The organism is Variovorax rhizosphaerae (assembly GCF_037889975.1).
Taxonomy (GTDB): Bacteria; Pseudomonadota; Gammaproteobacteria; order Burkholderiales; family Burkholderiaceae_C; genus Variovorax; species Variovorax rhizosphaerae.
This window is the reverse complement of record NZ_JBBKZT010000003.1, coordinates 57,450-75,361: the sequence shown is the minus strand read 5'-3', so window position 1 is coordinate 75,361 and position 17,912 is coordinate 57,450. Positions and strand designations below refer to the sequence as shown.

The 17,912-nt window shown below is 64.1% G+C and carries 15 protein-coding genes; 8 read left to right on the top strand and 7 right to left on the bottom strand.

Features of this window, described 5'->3' with window-relative positions; all coding sequences use genetic code 11:
• Positions 1-166: 166 nt before the first annotated feature.
• Complete coding sequence (locus WKW82_RS06885; protein WP_340341530.1) at positions 167-673, top strand: hypothetical protein; 507 nt, start codon at positions 167-169, stop codon at positions 671-673.
• Positions 674-691: 18 nt separating this feature from the next.
• On the opposite strand, the gene WKW82_RS06880 is transcribed toward WKW82_RS06885, so the two are convergent.
• Complete coding sequence (locus WKW82_RS06880; protein ID WP_340341529.1) at positions 692-1,102, bottom strand: hypothetical protein; 411 nt, start codon at positions 1,100-1,102, stop codon at positions 692-694.
• A 701-nt stretch (positions 1,103-1,803) separates the two neighbouring features.
• Here WKW82_RS06880 and WKW82_RS06875 point away from each other — a divergent pair.
• A complete protein-coding gene (locus tag WKW82_RS06875) occupies positions 1,804-4,314 on the top strand; it encodes a patatin-like phospholipase family protein (protein WP_340341528.1) in 2,511 nt (836 codons plus the stop codon).
• A 178-nt stretch (positions 4,315-4,492) separates the two neighbouring features.
• On the opposite strand, the gene WKW82_RS06870 is transcribed toward WKW82_RS06875, so the two are convergent.
• The 6 genes from WKW82_RS06870 to WKW82_RS06845 all read right to left on the bottom strand — a co-directional run bounded on the left by WKW82_RS06870 (position 4,493) and on the right by WKW82_RS06845 (position 10,390).
• Complete coding sequence (locus WKW82_RS06870; RefSeq protein ID WP_340341972.1) at positions 4,493-6,040, bottom strand: acetolactate synthase large subunit; 1,548 nt, start codon at positions 6,038-6,040, stop codon at positions 4,493-4,495.
• Positions 6,041-6,079: 39 nt separating this feature from the next.
• Positions 6,080-7,189 (bottom strand): enolase C-terminal domain-like protein, encoded by a 1,110-nt coding sequence (locus WKW82_RS06865; RefSeq protein ID WP_340341527.1) that lies wholly within the window; start codon positions 7,187-7,189, stop codon positions 6,080-6,082.
• 39 nt (positions 7,190-7,228) lie between these two features.
• Positions 7,229-8,113: a bile acid:sodium symporter family protein gene (locus WKW82_RS06860; RefSeq protein ID WP_340341526.1), complete on the bottom strand. Its 885-nt coding sequence runs from the start codon at positions 8,111-8,113 to the stop codon at positions 7,229-7,231.
• 232 nt (positions 8,114-8,345) lie between these two features.
• Positions 8,346-8,678: a hypothetical protein gene (locus WKW82_RS06855; RefSeq protein WP_340341525.1), complete on the bottom strand. Its 333-nt coding sequence runs from the start codon at positions 8,676-8,678 to the stop codon at positions 8,346-8,348.
• Positions 8,679-8,847: 169 nt separating this feature from the next.
• Positions 8,848-9,549 carry a Crp/Fnr family transcriptional regulator gene (locus WKW82_RS06850; RefSeq protein WP_340341524.1) on the bottom strand — a complete coding sequence of 234 codons (702 nt, stop codon included), beginning with the start codon at positions 9,547-9,549 and terminating at the stop codon, positions 8,848-8,850.
• Positions 9,550-9,592: 43 nt separating this feature from the next.
• Complete coding sequence (locus WKW82_RS06845) at positions 9,593-10,390, bottom strand: Crp/Fnr family transcriptional regulator (RefSeq protein WP_340341523.1); 798 nt, start codon at positions 10,388-10,390, stop codon at positions 9,593-9,595.
• A 123-nt stretch (positions 10,391-10,513) separates the two neighbouring features.
• Between WKW82_RS06845 and WKW82_RS06840 the strand changes: the two genes are divergently transcribed.
• The 6 genes from WKW82_RS06840 (at position 10,514) to WKW82_RS06815 (ending at position 17,628) form a co-directional block, all read left to right on the top strand.
• Positions 10,514-11,851, top strand: coding sequence for a DUF1254 domain-containing protein (locus WKW82_RS06840; RefSeq protein WP_340341522.1), 1,338 nt, complete (start codon positions 10,514-10,516; stop codon positions 11,849-11,851).
• A gap of 34 nt (positions 11,852-11,885) precedes the next feature.
• A complete protein-coding gene (locus WKW82_RS06835; RefSeq protein ID WP_340341521.1) occupies positions 11,886-13,163 on the top strand; it encodes an MFS transporter in 1,278 nt (425 codons plus the stop codon).
• A gap of 26 nt (positions 13,164-13,189) precedes the next feature.
• Complete coding sequence (locus WKW82_RS06830) at positions 13,190-14,902, top strand: alkyl sulfatase dimerization domain-containing protein (RefSeq protein ID WP_340341520.1); 1,713 nt, start codon at positions 13,190-13,192, stop codon at positions 14,900-14,902.
• A 73-nt stretch (positions 14,903-14,975) separates the two neighbouring features.
• Positions 14,976-15,962 carry a tripartite tricarboxylate transporter substrate binding protein gene (locus tag WKW82_RS06825; protein ID WP_340341519.1) on the top strand — a complete coding sequence of 329 codons (987 nt, stop codon included), beginning with the start codon at positions 14,976-14,978 and terminating at the stop codon, positions 15,960-15,962.
• 217 nt (positions 15,963-16,179) lie between these two features.
• Positions 16,180-17,049, top strand: coding sequence for a DUF2092 domain-containing protein (locus WKW82_RS06820; RefSeq protein WP_340341518.1), 870 nt, complete (start codon positions 16,180-16,182; stop codon positions 17,047-17,049).
• Positions 17,050-17,094: 45 nt separating this feature from the next.
• Complete coding sequence (locus tag WKW82_RS06815) at positions 17,095-17,628, top strand: hypothetical protein (protein WP_340341517.1); 534 nt, start codon at positions 17,095-17,097, stop codon at positions 17,626-17,628.
• The last annotated feature ends 284 nt before the right edge of the window (positions 17,629-17,912 follow it).

Genomic DNA, 17,912 nt, shown 5'->3' with positions numbered 1-17,912 from the left:
CGATCACGCGCTTTGCAGCCCATGCACAAGGCGAAGCAGGGTGTTTAGCTGTTGCGGATCGCTGGCCATCGGCTTGCATCGGAGGCCCCACCTTGTCAAGCCTGCTCCGAGTCGGACGCACGATGCGAGACTAAAGTGGCGTTCCAAACAACAAACGAGGTAGCCCATGGACTTGCAACGGATGATGACCGACGACGCGTTTGTCGAAGATGGAGCCGGCCAGTCGTCCGGCCCCTACAAGACCAAGTTCGGCGACCCCACTCTTGTTTTTTATGACCAAGACATCGTGGTCAATGAGGGCGACTTCATCATCCAGAAGTTGCCGGGAGACCGAACGCGCCGGCATAGGGTTGTCGATGTGCAACACAGCTCCGGCTTGGGATCTATACCACCTCACTTCACAGTGAAGATCGGCGCTGCAGTGACTGCCGCCGCGGCCCCCGCTTCAAATACGTACAACATCCATGCGACGAACGTGCAGGTGGGTAATCACAATGCGCAGCACATCACCGCGTCGTTCCAGACGCTTGTCAGCGACATCGACAAGTCAAGTTCCAGCGCGGCAGAAAAACAAGAGGCCAAGAGTCGCTTACTGCGCGTACTAGAAAGCCCTGCAGTGGTTGCAGTTCTGGGTGGGGCCGCTGGAGGGTTGATCAAGCTCCTAGGACAGTAGGCGGGCGCAGGGCAATGGTCACATTGCCCTGCGAGATTTCGATGCAAACTGCGCTGCCTTCTCGTCGGCTGCTCTGCGCGATACCGGATCGGCTGGCAGCTGCAGGGGCACCATGAACCGGATCCGGCTATAGGTCTGCTCGCTCGCGTGTTCATCAAACTTGGTCGACGTAGAGGCCATGGCGACAACGCTAAGCTTCTCACCTGCCTCTTTTGCGGAGCCGGTCGTAGTCGTCAGCGCCACGTCGAAATCCACCGAGAAAACCGGCTCACCCGAACCCTTAGTCGAGCCGAGCAGCCTAGTAGTCCCTTCCCTGTTGTGGAAGACTGGCGACACGGCCCCGCCGAGTTCGGCAATTTCGCCTGAACTCTCAACCACACCTTTAACGATTTGCAGTAGTGACTCCGCGACGAAAGTTTTCAGTTCCACGTTCCATTCCTCTCATTGTTGTCATGCATCGTAGCCGCGCTCAGTTTGATGGCAGAGATGATGGAAGCAATGAAAGATGTTCTCAAACCCCGCATGAAACCTAGATAGTCGGCGGACACACTCTCCGCCAGATGTCGATGTCTTTCATCGAAACTGGGTCAGTTCGATATCCTTACCCATCCACGTACCCATCCGTTTGCAGTGCGACTGGGTGAGACGTTCTGCGCTGCGGCGAACGGGCAATCGCACCATGGTGCTGACGGAGTTTGGGCCGAAGACAAGGACCGGCAAGGAACGCGCGGCGCGGAAATGGGGAGAAGGGTGGCCTTCAGCCATGACGGCTCAGTTTGTCGTCTCGCTGCACACCTGCTCGTCAAAGCCAGGAACGACATCCGGAACCGCGACTGCGAATCGGAGTCGAGGGTGGCCTGAACTTTTAACGCACGCACTTTTTACGCTCTCGTTCACTGCGGTGGATCGCGGCGACGGCGCCTGCTTGAGACGGCATCGGCCGCAGGAAATGCGGCGCTCGCGCCTCCTCAGGACTTGGGATGACGGCAGCGCCTGTTGCGACAAGGATCGCGTCAGAGCGCTGGTTCGCACGGACCTTTGCGAACAAGTATTCGTGGGGCAGGAATCGGGCGCCGGCGCTCGGATATCGGCAGGAAGCAGACTCGAAGAACGACAGATTGGAGGTCGGTATGCGTGTTGCGTTCCCCATTGTGACCGTGCTCGTCCTTGCCCTGTGCGGGTGTCAAGTCGTCAGCTATCAACCTTCCGCCAGCTCGCGGGGGGTGGACTTTCCACTCAAGCCTTGCGACGAGAAACTGCTTGCGGATGCAAGGGAAGCGCTTCTGCGCGGTGAGTCGTTGAAGTACGAAGAAGGATGGGTTTGCGTGACAAAGCCTATGGGAGATGCTCAGATTTCTGCGAAGGCAGCTGCCACGATACGAGCGGTCCCTGGTGAACTGGATGCGCACGATACACGCGAGCCTGCAATTCAGCGCGCAAAAAGCGAAGCTATCGCATTCGAGTCTCCGGGAGAGAAACAATTGCGGGAACTCGTGGAAACCACATTCTTGCAGCCCGATCTGGGCACGGCACGACCGAAGCTTGGCGTTTCGTTGGCTGGCGGCGGAAGCAAGGCGGGCGCGTTTGGAATTGGCGTCCTCGCCGGCTTGGCAGATATGGAGCTGCTGGACCATGCAGACTATATAAGCTCGGTTTCTGGCGGCTCATACGCAGCCTATTTTTACTACACCCATCGCATCTTGCCACTGGAACGCGAGGGGCCGCGAATCAAAAACGTGACCACGAAAGAGCTATTTTGGGATTGCGTCCAAATTCCTGACGTCGATCGCCTCGGGCCTGGCATTCCCGACGAAATCTACGCACGAGGCGGTTGCAAAGACAATGCCTTGTTGCCCACCAATACAGGCTTTCCGTCCAATTACTATCAGGCGTTCCTGCGCTGCCAACAAGACATTTTCAACCCGGGAAAATGCTCGACGACTGTCCGTCGAGGCGACTACTTCAAGAGCATTGCGCCCGAAACGCTTGCCGGAAACATAGCCTTGACCCCCGCAAGCTGGCTCGCCAATATTCTCTTCGACTGGGGCCTCAATGCCTCTCAAGCGGCAAGGACTTACCGGCGAGGTATTGGCATGGCATACGGAACGACGCTTACGCGCTCTTCGGCACTTGAACATGCAGGATCCGCGGCGGACCTTCAGGTTCCCTGCTCGCCGGATGCTCCCGCAGCGACGCAAGGCTTTGCATTGGATTGTGAGCGAGGTCAGTTCCTTGTTGCCCCGGAAGGCATGACATATCAAGAGCTTCGCAACGGCCTCCTCAGGGCGCGCGGCACATCTCGGCCTTTGCCGTTCTGGATCATCAACGCGACCGCGCCGCTTCGCCGCAGCGCGTTTGGATGGTGGTCGCCAGCCGTCAAGGACATCACGAACAAGGATATGTTCGAGATGACTGCCATGTCTCATGGATCTGGCCGATTCGGGTACGTGCCTGCTCCCATGTCGTTGCATGGAATGAACGTGCTTGATTCGGTCGCTGCGTCCGCGGCGTTCCTTGATTCAACTCAAATTGCGTTGACAAATGTGCTTGCGAAAGGGACGCTGGGCGTGACGTTGCGCGTGACAAATTTTGATTGGGGAAGTGACATCTCGAACTACAACGTGAGTGATGTCCAGCGCGGATTGCACAAGTTGCTGCCGATTCCGTTCTACTGGGCAGATAGCGGAATTGCGCGACATCTCGCGCCCGGCGCCAAGGTCGAGGATGTGCATGGGAAGCAAGAAGAGGACGAACGCAAACATGGTCCTTACATCCGTCTGATCGATGGTGGAAACGCCGAAAATCTTGGCGTTTTTCCTTTGATGAAACGGCATGTGAAGACTATTGTCATTGCCGATTCTGCAAGTGACAGAGAAGGCCTTTTTGCAGATTTGTGTGCATTTCGTCATAGAATCAGCGCTGCTCCTGAGAGCTTTCCCCGCCTCTTCTACGTTCCGGGTTTGAAAGACTTTGACCACCACTGCGAAGACCTGCTTCAGTCGGGTATCAAACGCGGATATCCGATTCAGGAGTGGAGCTTCAAGATGCCTCTGCTGATTGGATGCCTGCGTACTCAGCTGCCGAGAAAACCAGAGGAGCCGTGCACTGACCTGGATGAGAACGTCGATTCCAGAGTCCTGATTGTGAAACCGGCCATCAATGTCGATAACCTGATCCAGCGTCAAGTCCGGAACGACGCCCCAAACGTACCAATGCCGAGACGCATCATTACAAAGTGCCTGTTGCCAGGTGACATCCCGCCCCCGGAGGAGACGCCACTGCTGAACTGCGACTCGCTTCAATACTTGCTCGCTCGCTGGGATGTGGAAAAAGGAAGCTGCCAGAGCTTCCCTCAGCACGGAACCATGACGATGACGCTGGATTCATCCGTGTTCCTGTTTACCGCTTATCGCGAGCTCGGGCGTCAGTATCTCCTCCAGGCACAGCACCTCTTGCACGGGCTGTGGAGAGGCGACAAAGCAGGCATCGACCAGTTCGAGCAGCTTGGGAGAGATCAAGGCTCGGAGAGTCAACGCCTGGACGACAAGTTCAGGCCAGGGGGCATGCCACGAGAGCTACGCTGTGACAACATGCGCGAGGGCCCGTGGCAACCCTACGACTTCAAGGCGGCCGGCAGATGAGAAGCTATCGCCGGTTCGGCCGAGATCGTCGACCAACGGGCTTCGATCACACATGGGTCTGGCGACGGAGCGCGCATGAAGCCGGGCTGATGCCTCCGCTGTCGGAGCCGGCTGAACTTTCGACGGGTGTTGTTGCAAATCGCGCCTCCGGTAGGCTGCGGCCTTTATGAAGGGCCAATCAGATCATGACTTCGATCAGGCGCGGCCCGCGTTGCTTCATGGCCGATGCGTACTGGTCGGCGAACTCTTCGCAGGTGGTGGCGCGGGTGGCTTCGACGCCGAGGCCCTGCGCGATCTTGGTCCAGTTCATTTCCGGGTTGTGCAGGTCGAGCATCGACAGCGCCTTTGGTCCCGCATTCAAGGCACCGACGCGCTGCAGCTCGATGTTGAGGATCGCGTAGGAGCGGTTGGCGTAGATCACCGTGGTGATGTCGAGGTTCTCGCGCGCCATGGTCCACAGGGCCTGCATGGTGTAGGCGGCGCCGCCGTCGCCGTGCGGACAGACCACCTTGCGATCGGGTGCGGCCATCGCGGCGCCGACGGCCAAGGGCAGGCCCTGGCCGATGGAGCCGCCCGTGAGCGGCAAGTGGACGTGCGGACGTGCGCGGCCCAGGTTCGCCAGCAGCGGGAAACTGGAGGTTGCCGATTCGTCGGCGTAGATGGCATGGTCCGGCGTCAGCGCGGCAATGATCTGCGCGACGTTCGCGGCGTTCAGCGCGCCGCTGGTGGGCATCGTGGGCAGTTGCAGCGGCACGCGGATCGGCGAACTCGCCGGCGCGCCGAGGCTGTCCGCAACGGCAGCCAGTGCGCCGGCGCCATCTTCATGCGGATGGGCCAGCGTGCTGAACAGGCAGCCCTCGGGCGCGCACCAGCTCGGCTTGCCGGGGTAGGCGAAGAAGGACACCGGCGGCTTGCTGCCGACCAGGATGATCTGCTCGATGCCCGTCAGGAAAGCGACGATCTGCTCGGCGAAGTAGGGGATGCGCTCGACCGGCACGCGGCCAGCGCCCATCTCGACCATCGGCGCGAAGGTGTCGCACAACAGGCGCGCGCCGGTCTTGGCGTGGATGCGTCCGGCCGCTTCCAGGCCGGCGCCGTGGAGCGCGGCGCCGCGCAGGATGAAGGCGGTCTTCTTGCCGTTGGTGAGCAGCTTGGCGACGTCGTCGACGGCGGTGCTGCTGACCGTGGCCGCCGCGATGTCGGGCAGCGGGGAAGCAGGGCGCTCCGCCGGATTCCAGGCGGTATCGGCCGGGAGGATCAGCGTGGCGATGCCGCCGGGCGCGGCGCGGGCGGCCTGCACGGCGCGTGCCGCATCGGTGGCCACGGATTGGGCGCGCTTCGATTCATGGATCCAGGAAGACACGGGGCGGGCGAAGCCGACGATGTCCGAGGTGAGCAGGGCGTCGTATTGCAGGTGATACGTCGCATGGTCACCGACCACGTTGACGATCGGCGTGCTGGCGCGACGTGCGTTGTGCAGGTTGGCCAGGCCGTTGGCCAGCCCCGGGCCGAGGTGCAGCAGTGTTGCGGCGGGCTTGCCGGCAATGCGGCCATAGCCGTCGGCCGCGCCGGTGACCACGCCCTCGAACAGGCACAGCACCGGCCGGATGCCCTCGATGGAATCGAGTGCGGCGACGAAGTGCATCTCCGAGGTGCCGGGGTTCGCAAAGCAGACCTCGACCCCGCAATTGACCAGGGTCTGGACCAGCGACTGCGCGCCATTCATTTCTGTGCTCATCTCTTGCCTCTCGTTGGGTTGGTGTTCTTACAGTTCGATCGATGCGCTGCGGACGAAGTCCTCGTCCCATTTCATGCCCAGGCCCGGCGCGTCGGGGATCACGACCTGGCCGTTCTTGACTTCATAGGGCTTCTGCAGCACTGGGTTCACCCAGTCGATCCATTCCAGCCAGTGCGCGGACTCGGTCACGCGCATGACGTGCGCGCCGACCTCGGGATAGAAATGCGTGGACATCGGAACGCCGGCCGTACCGGCGATGCCGGCGGCGCGCATCCAGCCGGTCACGCCGCCGATGCGCATGAAGTCGGGCATGACCAGGTCGCAGGCCTTGTGTTGCAGGGCGCGGTGCAGGTCCAGCGGGCCGTAGAAGTTCTCGCCCAGTTGCAGCGGCGTGCGCAGGTCGTTGGCGAGCTTGGCGTAGCCGTCGAAGTTGTCGTAGAGCAGCGGTTCCTCGATCCACTCGAAGCCCAGGTCGTCGACCACGCGCAGGCGCAGCATGGCGTCGGCGATGTGCAGGGACTGGTTGAAATCGACCATCAGGCGCATGTCCTCGCCCACGCCCTTGCGGACCGCTTCCAAGGTGCGCAGGTCGTCGCGCAGGTGCTCGCGGCCCATGCGCATCTTGATGGCGCTGAAGTTGCCCTCGTCGCGCAGTTCGATCGCTTCCTGTTCCGCGGACTCCGGCGGCACGAGCCACAGGCCGTTGCTGTTGTAGGCATTGACCGGGCCGACCGAGCCGCCGAGGAAGGTGCACAGCGGCATGTTCGCGGCCTTGGCCAGCGCATCCCAGGCCGCCATGTCCAGGCCGGCCACGGCGATGGTCGAGAGGCCCTGGTAGCCCACGAGGTGCAGCGACTTGCGCGCCACGTTGTAGACCTCGGTCGGCGCGACCTGTCGGCCCTTGAGCGCAACGCTGAGGTCATTCAGCATCGCGATCAGGTACTTCATCGAGCTGAGCACATAGGGCTCGAGGTAGCTCTTGCCGACGATGCCCTCGTTGGTGTGCAGGTCGATCAGGATCACCGGAAAGTCGGTGACGCTGCCGATGCGGGCCTGGATCGGCCGCTTCAGCTTGATCACGACGGGCCGCGCCTCGATGCGATTGAAGGTCAGGGTCGCGGGCCTTGATGCCGTCATCGTTGTCTCCCTCGGGGCCGTGCTTCTTGTTGCAGGAACTTATGGCGCCAGCACAGGCACCGGGGCCGGGGCCGCGCGACGGGACACCCACCAGCCGAAGGCAGCGGCGGTGAAGAACATGATCAGGCCATAGATGGCGGGCGCGATGGACATGGCGCCGTCCTTCAGCACGACGAGGGCGAGGTAGATCGCCAGCGTGCTGTTGTGCAGGCCGATCTCGAAGGCGATCGCGCGGTTCTGGCCTTCCGTCAGGCGGGTCAGCTTGCCGGCGAAGTAGCCGACCAGCATGCTGAGGACATTGAACAGCAGCGCGGCGGTGCCGACGACCTGGAAGTTGCTCATGAGCACGGTCCACTGGCTGATGACGACCAGCACGATCAGCAGCGTCAGGATCAACGACGAAGCGATCTTCACCGGCTTGTCCATCTTGGCCGAGAAGCGCGGGAACTTGGCGTGGATGATCATGCCGATCACGACCGGCGTCAGCACCATCACGATGACTTCCAGCGTCTTCTGGAACTGCAGCGGGATGTAGGCCTGGCTGCCCATGAAGCTTTCCAGCGCGAAGTTGACGATGATCGGGATGCTGATGATGGACAGCACGCTGTTGATGGCGGTGAGCGAGATGTTCAGCGCAACATCGCCCTTGAACAGGTGCGAATACAGGTTGGCGGTGATGCCGCCGGGCGAAGCGGCCAGCAGCATCATGCCGACGGCCAGTTCAGCCGGCAGGCCGAGCGACTTGCAGAGGAAATAGCACAGGATGGGCAGCAGCACGGCCTGGGCCAGCAGGCCGATCAGGATGGCCTTGGGTTGCACCAGGATGCGCTTGAAGTCGTCGATGCGCAGGTGAAGGCCGAGGCCCAGCATGATGATGGCCAGGGCCAATGGCAGCCCTATGGTTGTCAGCGCGGTGGCTTGCATATCTCTCTCCTCGAACCGGCAAGGCTCGTCTTGTGGGTGGGGTGGGGGTGCGACGACCGTGAAAGCCAGTGGAATGGCCTGGGACTGCGGCTCGCGTCGTTCGACTGTAGGAGGGGTGGCGCGGGGCCGACTGTCCAAAATTGACGATCTAGGGTTTCTACTAGGTTTGATCGTGTCGGGCGGCCGCAGGCGTTGTAAGGCGGGCACAACGTCCCGGGCGAACTTGACGCCCTCACCCCTTGCAGGCATGTCGCACATTCGGCTTGATCTTGCGCGACGGTCGAGGTCGAGTTGTGCCCTCGACAAGGCGCAGCGTGTCGACCGCCAGCAATCGCAGCACCTGCGCGATTTGCGTGATCCGATCGCCCGTGCCCGGCAGCAAGCGCGTCAACACACAGACCGGCTCTATGAGTTGGGGCTTCTCGACGACCGACCGTACAAGAGCGTCCATCTCTTCCTGACGCGGCTGACCACAACGGACTACGACATCTCCCTCTGCGATTGCACGAGCCTGTTTCGTCATCGAGTCACTCGGGCGCTGACCCCGGAAGTCGACGACTTCCAATGGATGGACCTTCGTGAAGTCGCAAGCTACTGTCGCAACAGCCTCACCAAGGTGCTCAAACGGATCTTCGTGCGCGCGAGATCAGCGGCGCGTCTGCCAAGCGGCGCGTCTGCGGCTTGCAGCCGCACCGTGGGGCCGGGGGCGCTGGATGTCCTCTTCGGGCTTCTCTTCATTCCGGCGAGTTGCCGCAAGTGCCCTCTGCCTTCTGTTGCAGCAGTTCCAGGTCGCGAATCTCGATATGCCCGTAGCCCAGGGCGATGGCGCCGAGCTTCACCAGTGCCTGCAGTTCCCGGTTGAGCGTGGGTCGGCTGATGCTGAGCATCATGGCCAGCGTGTCCTGCGACGTGGTGATGATGCTGCGCTCGGCGGTGCTTTCGGTCATGTCGCCGCGTGCCAGCAGCAGCAGGCGGCGCGCGACGCGCTCCAGGGTGCTTTGCAGGGCCGAGTCGGTCATCAGGCCATAGGTCATCCGCAAGCGGCCCGCGACCAGCTTGGCGATGGCATGCGCGAAGGGCGCGCGCTCCATCAGTTCGTTGAACCTGGCGGCAGTCACCGCCAGCAGCCGCGTCTCCACCGGCGCGACCGCCGTATGCGCGCGCCGCATGCCATCCAGCAGCGCCACCTCGCCGACCCAGTTCCCCGGCTCGGTGAGCGTGAGGATCGCCTCGTTGCCATCGGGATGCAGGATGCACAGCTTCAGCATCCCGCTCGCCACGCCGAAGAACGCCGCCTGCAAGGGTTGGATCAGGTCGCCCTGGCGGTACAGGAATTCACCGGGAGCCAGTTGCTTCGAGGTGGCGGCGGCCAGCAGCGCGGTGGCTTCGGCGGGGGGCAGGCTCTGGAACCACGGGTTCTCGGCGAAGACATTCATGACCAGACCGTGCTCGTGAAATACCTGATGGGATGCAACGGCCTCACCGCTCGGCGGGCGCTTGCGGCACTGTATCGGCGACCGGGTCCGGCCCGGCGGCGCGGTCGATCGACTCGACCTCCCCACGCGGTCCGCGGGCACGCAAGGCGACCAGGTCGAGCACCGTGATGCGCGACCGGGCCACCCGGACCAGCCCTTCCCGCTCCAGTCGCCGCAATGCCTCGTTGACGCTCTGGCGCGTGGCGCCGAGCAGGTCGGCCAGGTCGGATTGCGGCGTGTCCAGGTCGATGTGCCATTCAAGCCCCGACTGGCGGCCATGGCTGCCGACCAGGGTGTCCAGGAGCTTGGCCAGGCGCTGGTGCATCGGCAGCATCAGGCTTTCGGTCAGGCTGTCGTAGAGGCGCCGGATGCGGTCCGCGAACTGGATCTCGAAAGCTTGGCGTATCGACACGTCGATCTGCCGCCGCTTGCGCACCGCATCGACCGGCATCAGCAGCAGGACGCTGGCCACATGGGCAACGGCCTCATGCGGGATCGGCCCCCCGTCGACGCAGGGAAGGAAGCCGAGCACCATGCCCGGATAGGTGAAGGCCACCAGGTGGCGCCGTCCCGCGCCAAGCCGGCGACCGACTTCCAGCACGCCGTCGACGACCATGATGAGGTCTTCCAGCGGCACGTCGTACTGATGCACCCTGGTGCCGCGCGTGACGCTCACCAACCTCGCGCTCTCCATGAGGGCATCGATGGAATCCGCGCCGCACCGGTCGAAACCGGGCTCGCGCATCAGCAACGACCGCGCGAGCGGCCAATAAGCGTCCGGACCCTTGCGAACTGTCGTCATGCCGACAGAACTCTAGCGAGACCTTGTGTCGTTGGGTAGGTGGAAACCTAGCATTCAGGCTTCGCAAGAAAGTTGGCGCCGAGCAACCGGCTGGCGCCATTCCACCACTGGAGACAAGACCCCATGATCACCCACGACGGCGCCATCGACTGGCGCGAAGACCACGCCTACCTCCTCGGGATGCAAGCCTATGCCTACGGCTTTCCCGCCATGCACTATGCCAAGCTGCGCTTCGGCATGGTGATGCGTCCCCAGGGCTCGGTGGACATGCCGCTGAACACCTTCTTCCACATCCCCGTGCTGGCGGACCACACGCTGCAGTACGGCGGTTCGCCTTATCGCGACGGGCTCTACTCCATCGCCTGGGTCGATCTCTCGCATGAGCCCGTGGTGCTCGCCGCACCCGCCTGTGGCGACCGCTACGTGACGATCCAGCTGGCCGAGTTCTATTCGGACCTGCTGGGCTATGTGGGCGGCAACGTCAACGACGGCAAGGCGCAGACCTGCCTGATCGTGGCACCGGGCTGGCAAGGCGAGAAGCCCGCCGGCATCGACATCATCGTGCGCTCGACCACACCGGGTGTGTTCGCCGTCGCCCGTGTCTCCACGCCCGGCGGCGATGACCTGGCCGCGGCGCGCGCCATCCAGGCGCAATGCAAGCTGACGCCGCTGTCCAACTGGCTGGCCGGCACCGAACCGGAAGCCCGGCGCGAAGTGCTCGTGCCCACGCCACCGGAGCAAGCGCTGGGCGACTTCCACACCATGCATGCCGCGATGTGCGAGAACCCGCCGCCGGCCAGCCACGACGTGCTGATGCGCCAGTTCGGCCGCATCGGCGTGGGGCCGTATGCACGGGCACCGCTGAACGAGCTCGACGAAGCCACGCAACGCGGCCTGGCGCGCGCACTGCAGGACGGCCCGGCGCTGCTGGCCAAGGTGGCCAAGGCCGGTGGCGACACGCCCGTGGTCAACACCTGGTTCTGGGGCGACAAGAACTGGGGTCGCATGGGCAACGTCGGCGACTACGTGGGCCGCGCCTCGCCGCAGGCCTACTCGGGCATCGTCGAGCACTGGGTCGAGCAGTCCACCAAGCTGCGCACCTTCACCGATGCGAGCGGGCAGGAACTGAATGGCGAGAACCGCTACCTGCTGCGCTTCGAACGCGACCAGATCCCGAAGGCGAAGGCCTTCTGGTCGATCACGCTGTACGACGACCGCTTCTGCCTGGTGGACAACCCGATCGGCCGCTATTCCATCGCCAGCAACACCGAAGGCCTCAAGTACGGCCCCGATGGTTCGCTGGAAATCCTGATGCAGAACGAGGCGCCCGCCGACGAAGGCAACGCCAACTGGCTGCCCACGCCGCGCACCGGGTTCAACCTGTTCCTGCGCACCTACCTGCCGGGGCCGGACATGCTGGACCAGAGCTACGCGCCGCCCGCCGTCCAGCGACTGACCTGATCGGGTCGCGGCGCAAGAGATCGGAGACAAAAAAATGACTGCTCAAGAAAAATATCGCCCCGCGCGCGCATGGAGCATCGCGGGCATGCTGACGGTGTTCATCCTGGTGAACTTCGCCGACAAGATCGTGCTGGGCCTCGTGGCCGTGCCGATGATGGAGGACCTGAAGCTCACGCCCAGCCAGTTCGGCCTGATCGGCAGCAGCTTCTTCTGGCTGTTCGCTGTCTCGGGCATCGTGGGCGGATTTCTCGCGGACCGGCTGCCGACCAAGTGGATGCTGTGCGTGATGGCACTGTCCTGGTCGTTGTTCCAGTTGCCGATCGCGCTGAGTTCGTCGCTGGGGATCATCATCGCTGCCCGCGTGATGCTGGGCGCCGGCGAAGGCCCGGCCTGGCCGGTCGCCATCCATGCGGCCTACAAATGGTTCCCTGACAACAAGCGCAACCTGCCGGTGGCTTTCTTCTCGCAGGGCGGCGCGGTCGGCCTGCTGGTGGCCGGCATGACGGTGCCGCTGATCACTGCCCACTATGGCTGGCGCATGAGCTTCTACGTGCTGGCCGCCGTGGGCGTGGCCTGGGCTTTGGTGTGGATGGTGGTGGGCGCCGAGGGCAAGCTCGACGTGAAGGACCCCGCGGCCCAGGCCCGGGCCAAGGCCACCGAGGCACCCCTGGGTCGCGTGCTCAAGGACCCCACGGTGTATGGCAACTTCCTGCTGCACTTCGTCGGCTACTGGGGGCTGTCGGCATCGCTGACCTGGCTGCCAGCCTATTTCCAGAAGGGCCTGGGCTATGACAACGTCGCGGCCGGCCGGCTCTACGGCATCGTCGTGGCCGTCAGCATTCCGCTGGTGATCGCGATCTCGATGTGGTCGCAGAAGATGCTGGACAAGGGCTGGAGTTCACGCAATGCACGTGGCCGCTTTGCCAGCATCACGCTCATCGTGGCTGGCACCCTGATGGCCATGATGATGCTGGAAGCGCCCAGCAACGGCATGCGCATCGGCCTCTTCGCCGTGGCCTTCGGCCTCACCACCGCGATCTATTCGCTCGGCCCGGCGATGCTGGCGCAGGTCACGCCGGGGTCGCGCCGCGGCGCCGTGCTGGCCATCGACAACTCCATCGCTTCATTGGCCGGCGTGCTGGCGCCCGCCGTGTCGGGCGCGCTGATCCAGGCCGCGGCCGGCGCGGCCGGCTTCCAGCACGGCTTCGGCCTCACCGGCGCATTGATGGTCGTTGGCGGCCTCGTCGGCTTCTTCATCGTGAACCCCGAGGGCTCGGCCAACAGGCTGCTTCGCCCAACCCCTGCTTACTGAAATCAAGAACTCAAGGACAAGACATCATGAACGCAACACTCTCCCCCTACATGGGTGCCCCGGTCGACGTGGTCACCGGCGCCCGCGGCGCAGTCGTCAACGCCAGCTTCGCCAAGCATGCCGAGCAGTTCGGCCGCAAGGCCCACCAAGTCGCCGAAGGCGTCTGGTGCCACGTCGGCGCATGCCTCGGCAACAGCACGATGATCGAAGGCAAGACCGGCGTCATCGTCGTCGACACCGGCGACTGCATCGAGCAGTCCGTCATGCAGAAGGAAGACCTGATGGCCGTCTGCAACAAGCCGCTCAGCGCGCTGGTCTACACGCACGGCCACTACGTCTTCGGCTCGCGCACCTGGCTGCCACTGGAGCAGGAAGGCAAGGTGCCCGTGTGGGCCCACCCGGACATGATGCGCAACATGAGCCGCATGATCGGCGACCTGTCGCCCTTCATGATGCGCCGCGTGGCGATCCAGTTCGGCCTGCACCTGCCGGTGGACGGTCCCGACTCGATGCCGCACATGGGCCTGGGCCCGTTCTTCTACGAGATGGACAAGTACAAGCCGACCACCGGCTTCGTGCGCCCCACCCACACCACGACCGATGGCATGGCCACCGAGATCGACGGCGTCAAGTTCGAGTTCTTCCACACCTGGGGCGACACCGACGACACGGTCCTGATCTGGTTGCCCGAGACCCGCACAGTGATCAACAACATCGCCTGGCCGGCCATGTTCAACATCTACACGCTGCGCGGCGAACTGTTCCGCAACCCGATCGAGCTGCTGCGCGGCCTGGACAAGATCCTGGAGCTGCAGCCCGAGCACCTGATCGGCGTGCACGGCGTGCCGATCAGCGGCCGCGAGGAAGTGGCCAAGGCCATCACCGAATACCGCGACACCATCCAGTACATCTACGACCAGACCATCCGCGGAATCAACGCCGGCCTGTCGCCCGATGAACTGGCGCAGACGATCCGCCTGCCGGCCTCGCTGACCAACGGCCGCCTCACGGGCGAGCACTACGGCGAGCTGCCCTTCCACGTGCGCCAGGTGTATGCCGGCATGGTGGGCTGGTTCGGCAAGGACACGGCCAAGCTGCACCCGGTCACCGGGACGGACGAGGCGCACCGTATCGTCGCGCTGGCCGGTGGCGAGGATGCCTTCCTGATGGCCTCGCGTGCTGCGGCGGACAAGCGCGAATTCGCATGGGTCGCGCAGATGGCGACCTGGGGCATGCAGAACGCCGGCCCGCGTCTCGCCGAGTTCCGGCAGCTCAAGGCCGATGCCTTGCGTGGCATGGCGCAAGTCACCACCGCGGCCAACACGCGCAGCTGGTACCTCACGCAGGCGCGTGAACTCGAAGGGCACTGCAACACCGACGTCACGCCCTTCAAGATCATCAACCCGGCCATGGTCAAGCAGATGCCGCCGATCACCTATGTGAACGGCCTGCGCTTCAGCCTGCCGGCCTCGCTGAGCGCCGACGGCATCAAGGTCCTGCACCTGCACTTCTCGCAGCCCGACAACGACTACACGCTGGTCCTGCGCAACGGCGTGGTCGTCATCAGCAACGGCGCGCCGGCAGCCGGCACCCAGGTCGACGCGACGATCGACATGAGCTTCGACGCATGGGCCCGCCTCATCGGCCGCGAAGCCAGCGGGCGCGATCTCCAGGCCAGCGGCGACGTCAAGGCATCGGGCAACAAGGCGATCGTCGGCGCTGTGCTTGGCACGGCCTGATCCTGCGCACGCGGGCGCCCCGGCGGGATCGACGGGAGCGCTCGGCCTTTTCCAGAAAAACAGAGACAAGCGCATGAACCAACCCACTCGAATCCACCGCCGCACCCTGCTCCAGGCCGCCATCGGCCTCGGCGCAAGCCTGTCGCTTCCGGCCGTCGTCAACGCACAAGGCGATGCGGCGCGCGGCCCGCTCAAGATCATCGTTCCGCTGCCCGCCGGCGGCGCCGCGGACGCCACCGTCCGCGCCATTGTCCAGGCGTACGAGAAGCAGACCCGCCAGGTCGCCATCGTCGACAACCGTCCGGGTGGCGTGTTCCAGATCGCCATGCAGGGCTTGCTCGCGGCACCGCCGGACGGCCAGACGCTGATCCACCTGAACACCGGCATGGTCGCGGCGCAGGTGGTGCAGAAGCGCTTCGACCTGACGCGTCAACTCGCGCCGCTGACGCTGGCTGGCGAGACTTCGTTCATGGTGGTCGCGGCGCCCGACTCGCCCTTCAAGACCTTGAAGGAAATGATCGAGTACGGCCGTGCGAACCCGGGCAAGCTGAGCTTCGCGACGCCCGGACCCGGCAGTGGCGAGCACCTGAAGATCGCGCAACTGGAAAAGGCGGCCGGCTTCACAGGCCTGGCCGTGACCTACAAGGGCGGGCCGGACATGATCAAGGCCGTGGTCGGGGGCGAGGTCTCGTTCGCCATCATTCCGCCGGTGCTGGCCATGCAGTTCGCGCCCAAGGGCCAGGTCAAGGTGCTGGCCACGCTCGACGGCGCCCGCGTGACCCCGCAGTTCCCGGACGCACCGACGATGGCCGAGTTGGGAATCCCGATGGCCCCGACGCGCTTCTGGGGTGGCTTTGCCGCGCATGCCGACACGCCCGCGCCCATCGTGCAAAGGCTCTCGCAGGACCTGGGCGCGGCGGTCGTGGCGCCGTCGGTCGTCGAGCGCATGGCGACCATGGGCCTGACCATGCAGGCCAGCAAGCCGGAAGAATTCCGCAAGGTCATCCTCGGCGACGTCGCCTGGATGACCGAGGCGGCCAAGGGACTGAAGTTCGAGTGACCCGGATACGGCGGCCCCGGCCGCCGCGCCAGCGCTCTGCCTTGACCTGCAGAGCGCGCTAAAACGACCCTTCCTGATCGATATTGCAGGCCAGCGCCCGCCTGGGCGACGGCGGTTGCCGATCCGTCGAAACTGCCCCAGGGGGCAATTGCGCCTGCCTGCCGCGGATCGTATGGTGGCCCTTCAGTCGTCGATTGATCAACTGAAGGGAACTTCCATGTTTCGCACTTTCGAGTCCTTGAAACTGCCGGTCCTGGGTGCCTCGGCCTGCATCCTGCTGGCTTCCTGCGCGCAGCAACCCGCTGCGCCCTCTGCCTCGGCCAAACCCGCGGCGTCACCGTCCCAGGCCAGCGCAGGCGGCGCTGCACCGGCTGCGACTGCGGCTGCGCCCGCCGCCGATGCGGTCGACCCCGAGGTGCTCAAGGCGCTCGACAAGATGGCCGCCTACCTGCGCACGCTCAAGTCCTTCCAGGTCGACACCTATTCGCTGACGGACGATGCGCTCGACAACGGCCAGCTGGCCCAGTTGGGTCGCACTTCGAGATTGAAGGTGCGCCGTCCGGATGGCCTGCAGGTCGACATGAACAACGATCGCGGCGACCGCAACATCCTCTACTACAACGGCAAGACGGCGAGCATCTACAGCCCGCGCACCAAGTACTACGCCACCGTGCAGGCGCCGCCCACGTTGAAGGAAGTGGTGAGCGTGCTGAATGACAAGTACGACATCGACGTGCCCGCCGCCGACCTGTTCTCATGGGACAGCGGATCGCTGGACCGTTCGGTGATCAAGGGGGCGAGCTATCTGGGCGTGTCCGCCGTCGACGGCAACCTGACCGACCAGTTCGCCATCCGGCAGGACGATGTCGACTGGCAGATCTGGATCCAGCGCGGAAGCACGCCGCTGCCGCGCAAGCTGGTGATCATCACCACCTCGGACCCGGCCATGCCCCAGCACACGGTGGTGATGCGCTGGAAGACGGCAGCGACCTTCCCGGCCGGCGATTTCGACTTCAAGGCGCCTGCCGGCAGCCATCGCATTGCGATCAAGAAGTCCGATGGAACGGTCGAGAACCCAGGCAAGTAGGCCCGGCCCCATGGACCCGATCAACATTCATTGCAAGGACGCGCCATGACTCAGCCAACAAGTTCCCCACGCCGCCTTTTCTCGTTCACTGCATGCAGCGCCCTGTCCGTGGCCGTCGCATGCGTCGGCCTCGGCGCAGCGGGCGATGTCGATGCGCGCGCGGGCGGTGGCCATGGCGGTGGCCATGGCGGTGCCCGCACTTCCGTCAACCACGGGGGCGGCGGCGGCAACATCAACCGAGGTGGCAACGCCAACGCCAACGTCAACCGCAATGCCAACGTGAACCGCAATGCGAACGTCAACGTCAATCGCAATGCGAACGTCAACGTGAACCGCAACGTGAATGTGGTCGGCGGTCACGGCGGGCACTACGACAACTACCACCCGATCGCCACCGCTGCGGCGGTGACAGCCACGGTCGCGGTGACCGCTGCGGTGGTCGGGTCGGTGGTGCGCACGCTGCCGCCATCGTGCTCGGCGGTGGTGATGAACGGCATCACGTACCAGCAGTGCGGCGGCGCGTACTACCAGCCCCAATACGTCGGCTCCGAAGTCAACTACGTGGTGGTCAACCCCTAGCAGCGGGCTTCGTGCGGCACGCCGCCTCTTCTGCGACCGGGGTCTTGTGGCGCCATGGCAATGGCAACGCCCCGCGACAGTCTCGCGCCCGCCAGCTTCGTCGATCGGGGATCGCCGACCGGTGTAAGGGACTGTCGTTGACTATCCTCAACTGTCAATGAAACGTAGAATTTGCTTCGTGCCTGCGCGAGCGCATCTTGTTGGCATCGGCCCGGCAGCCGTGGCGCGGGGACTTGCGAGGCATCGAGATCGACTGGGTCCGGCGGCGCAATCCGCCATCACTG

Excerpts from the sequence above, each read along its gene's own strand:
- WKW82_RS06865 (WP_340341527.1), bottom strand. The coding sequence starts at position 7,189 with ATGACGGCATCAAGGCCCGCGACCCTGACCTTCAATCGCATCGAGGCG.
- WKW82_RS06885 (WP_340341530.1), top strand. The coding sequence starts at position 167 with ATGGACTTGCAACGGATGATGACCGACGACGCGTTTGTCGAAGATGGA.
- WKW82_RS06875 (WP_340341528.1), top strand. The coding sequence starts at position 1,804 with ATGCGTGTTGCGTTCCCCATTGTGACCGTGCTCGTCCTTGCCCTGTGC.
- WKW82_RS06835 (WP_340341521.1), top strand. The coding sequence starts at position 11,886 with ATGACTGCTCAAGAAAAATATCGCCCCGCGCGCGCATGGAGCATCGCG.
- WKW82_RS06820 (WP_340341518.1), top strand. The coding sequence starts at position 16,180 with ATGTTTCGCACTTTCGAGTCCTTGAAACTGCCGGTCCTGGGTGCCTCG.
- WKW82_RS06845 (WP_340341523.1), bottom strand. The coding sequence starts at position 10,390 with ATGACGACAGTTCGCAAGGGTCCGGACGCTTATTGGCCGCTCGCGCGG.
- WKW82_RS06840 (WP_340341522.1), top strand. The coding sequence starts at position 10,514 with ATGATCACCCACGACGGCGCCATCGACTGGCGCGAAGACCACGCCTAC.
- WKW82_RS06870 (WP_340341972.1), bottom strand. The coding sequence starts at position 6,040 with ATGAATGGCGCGCAGTCGCTGGTCCAGACCCTGGTCAATTGCGGGGTC.
- WKW82_RS06825 (WP_340341519.1), top strand. The coding sequence starts at position 14,976 with ATGAACCAACCCACTCGAATCCACCGCCGCACCCTGCTCCAGGCCGCC.
- WKW82_RS06830 (WP_340341520.1), top strand. The coding sequence starts at position 13,190 with ATGAACGCAACACTCTCCCCCTACATGGGTGCCCCGGTCGACGTGGTC.
- WKW82_RS06850 (WP_340341524.1), bottom strand. The coding sequence starts at position 9,549 with ATGAATGTCTTCGCCGAGAACCCGTGGTTCCAGAGCCTGCCCCCCGCC.
- WKW82_RS06860 (WP_340341526.1), bottom strand. The coding sequence starts at position 8,113 with ATGCAAGCCACCGCGCTGACAACCATAGGGCTGCCATTGGCCCTGGCC.
- WKW82_RS06815 (WP_340341517.1), top strand. The coding sequence starts at position 17,095 with ATGACTCAGCCAACAAGTTCCCCACGCCGCCTTTTCTCGTTCACTGCA.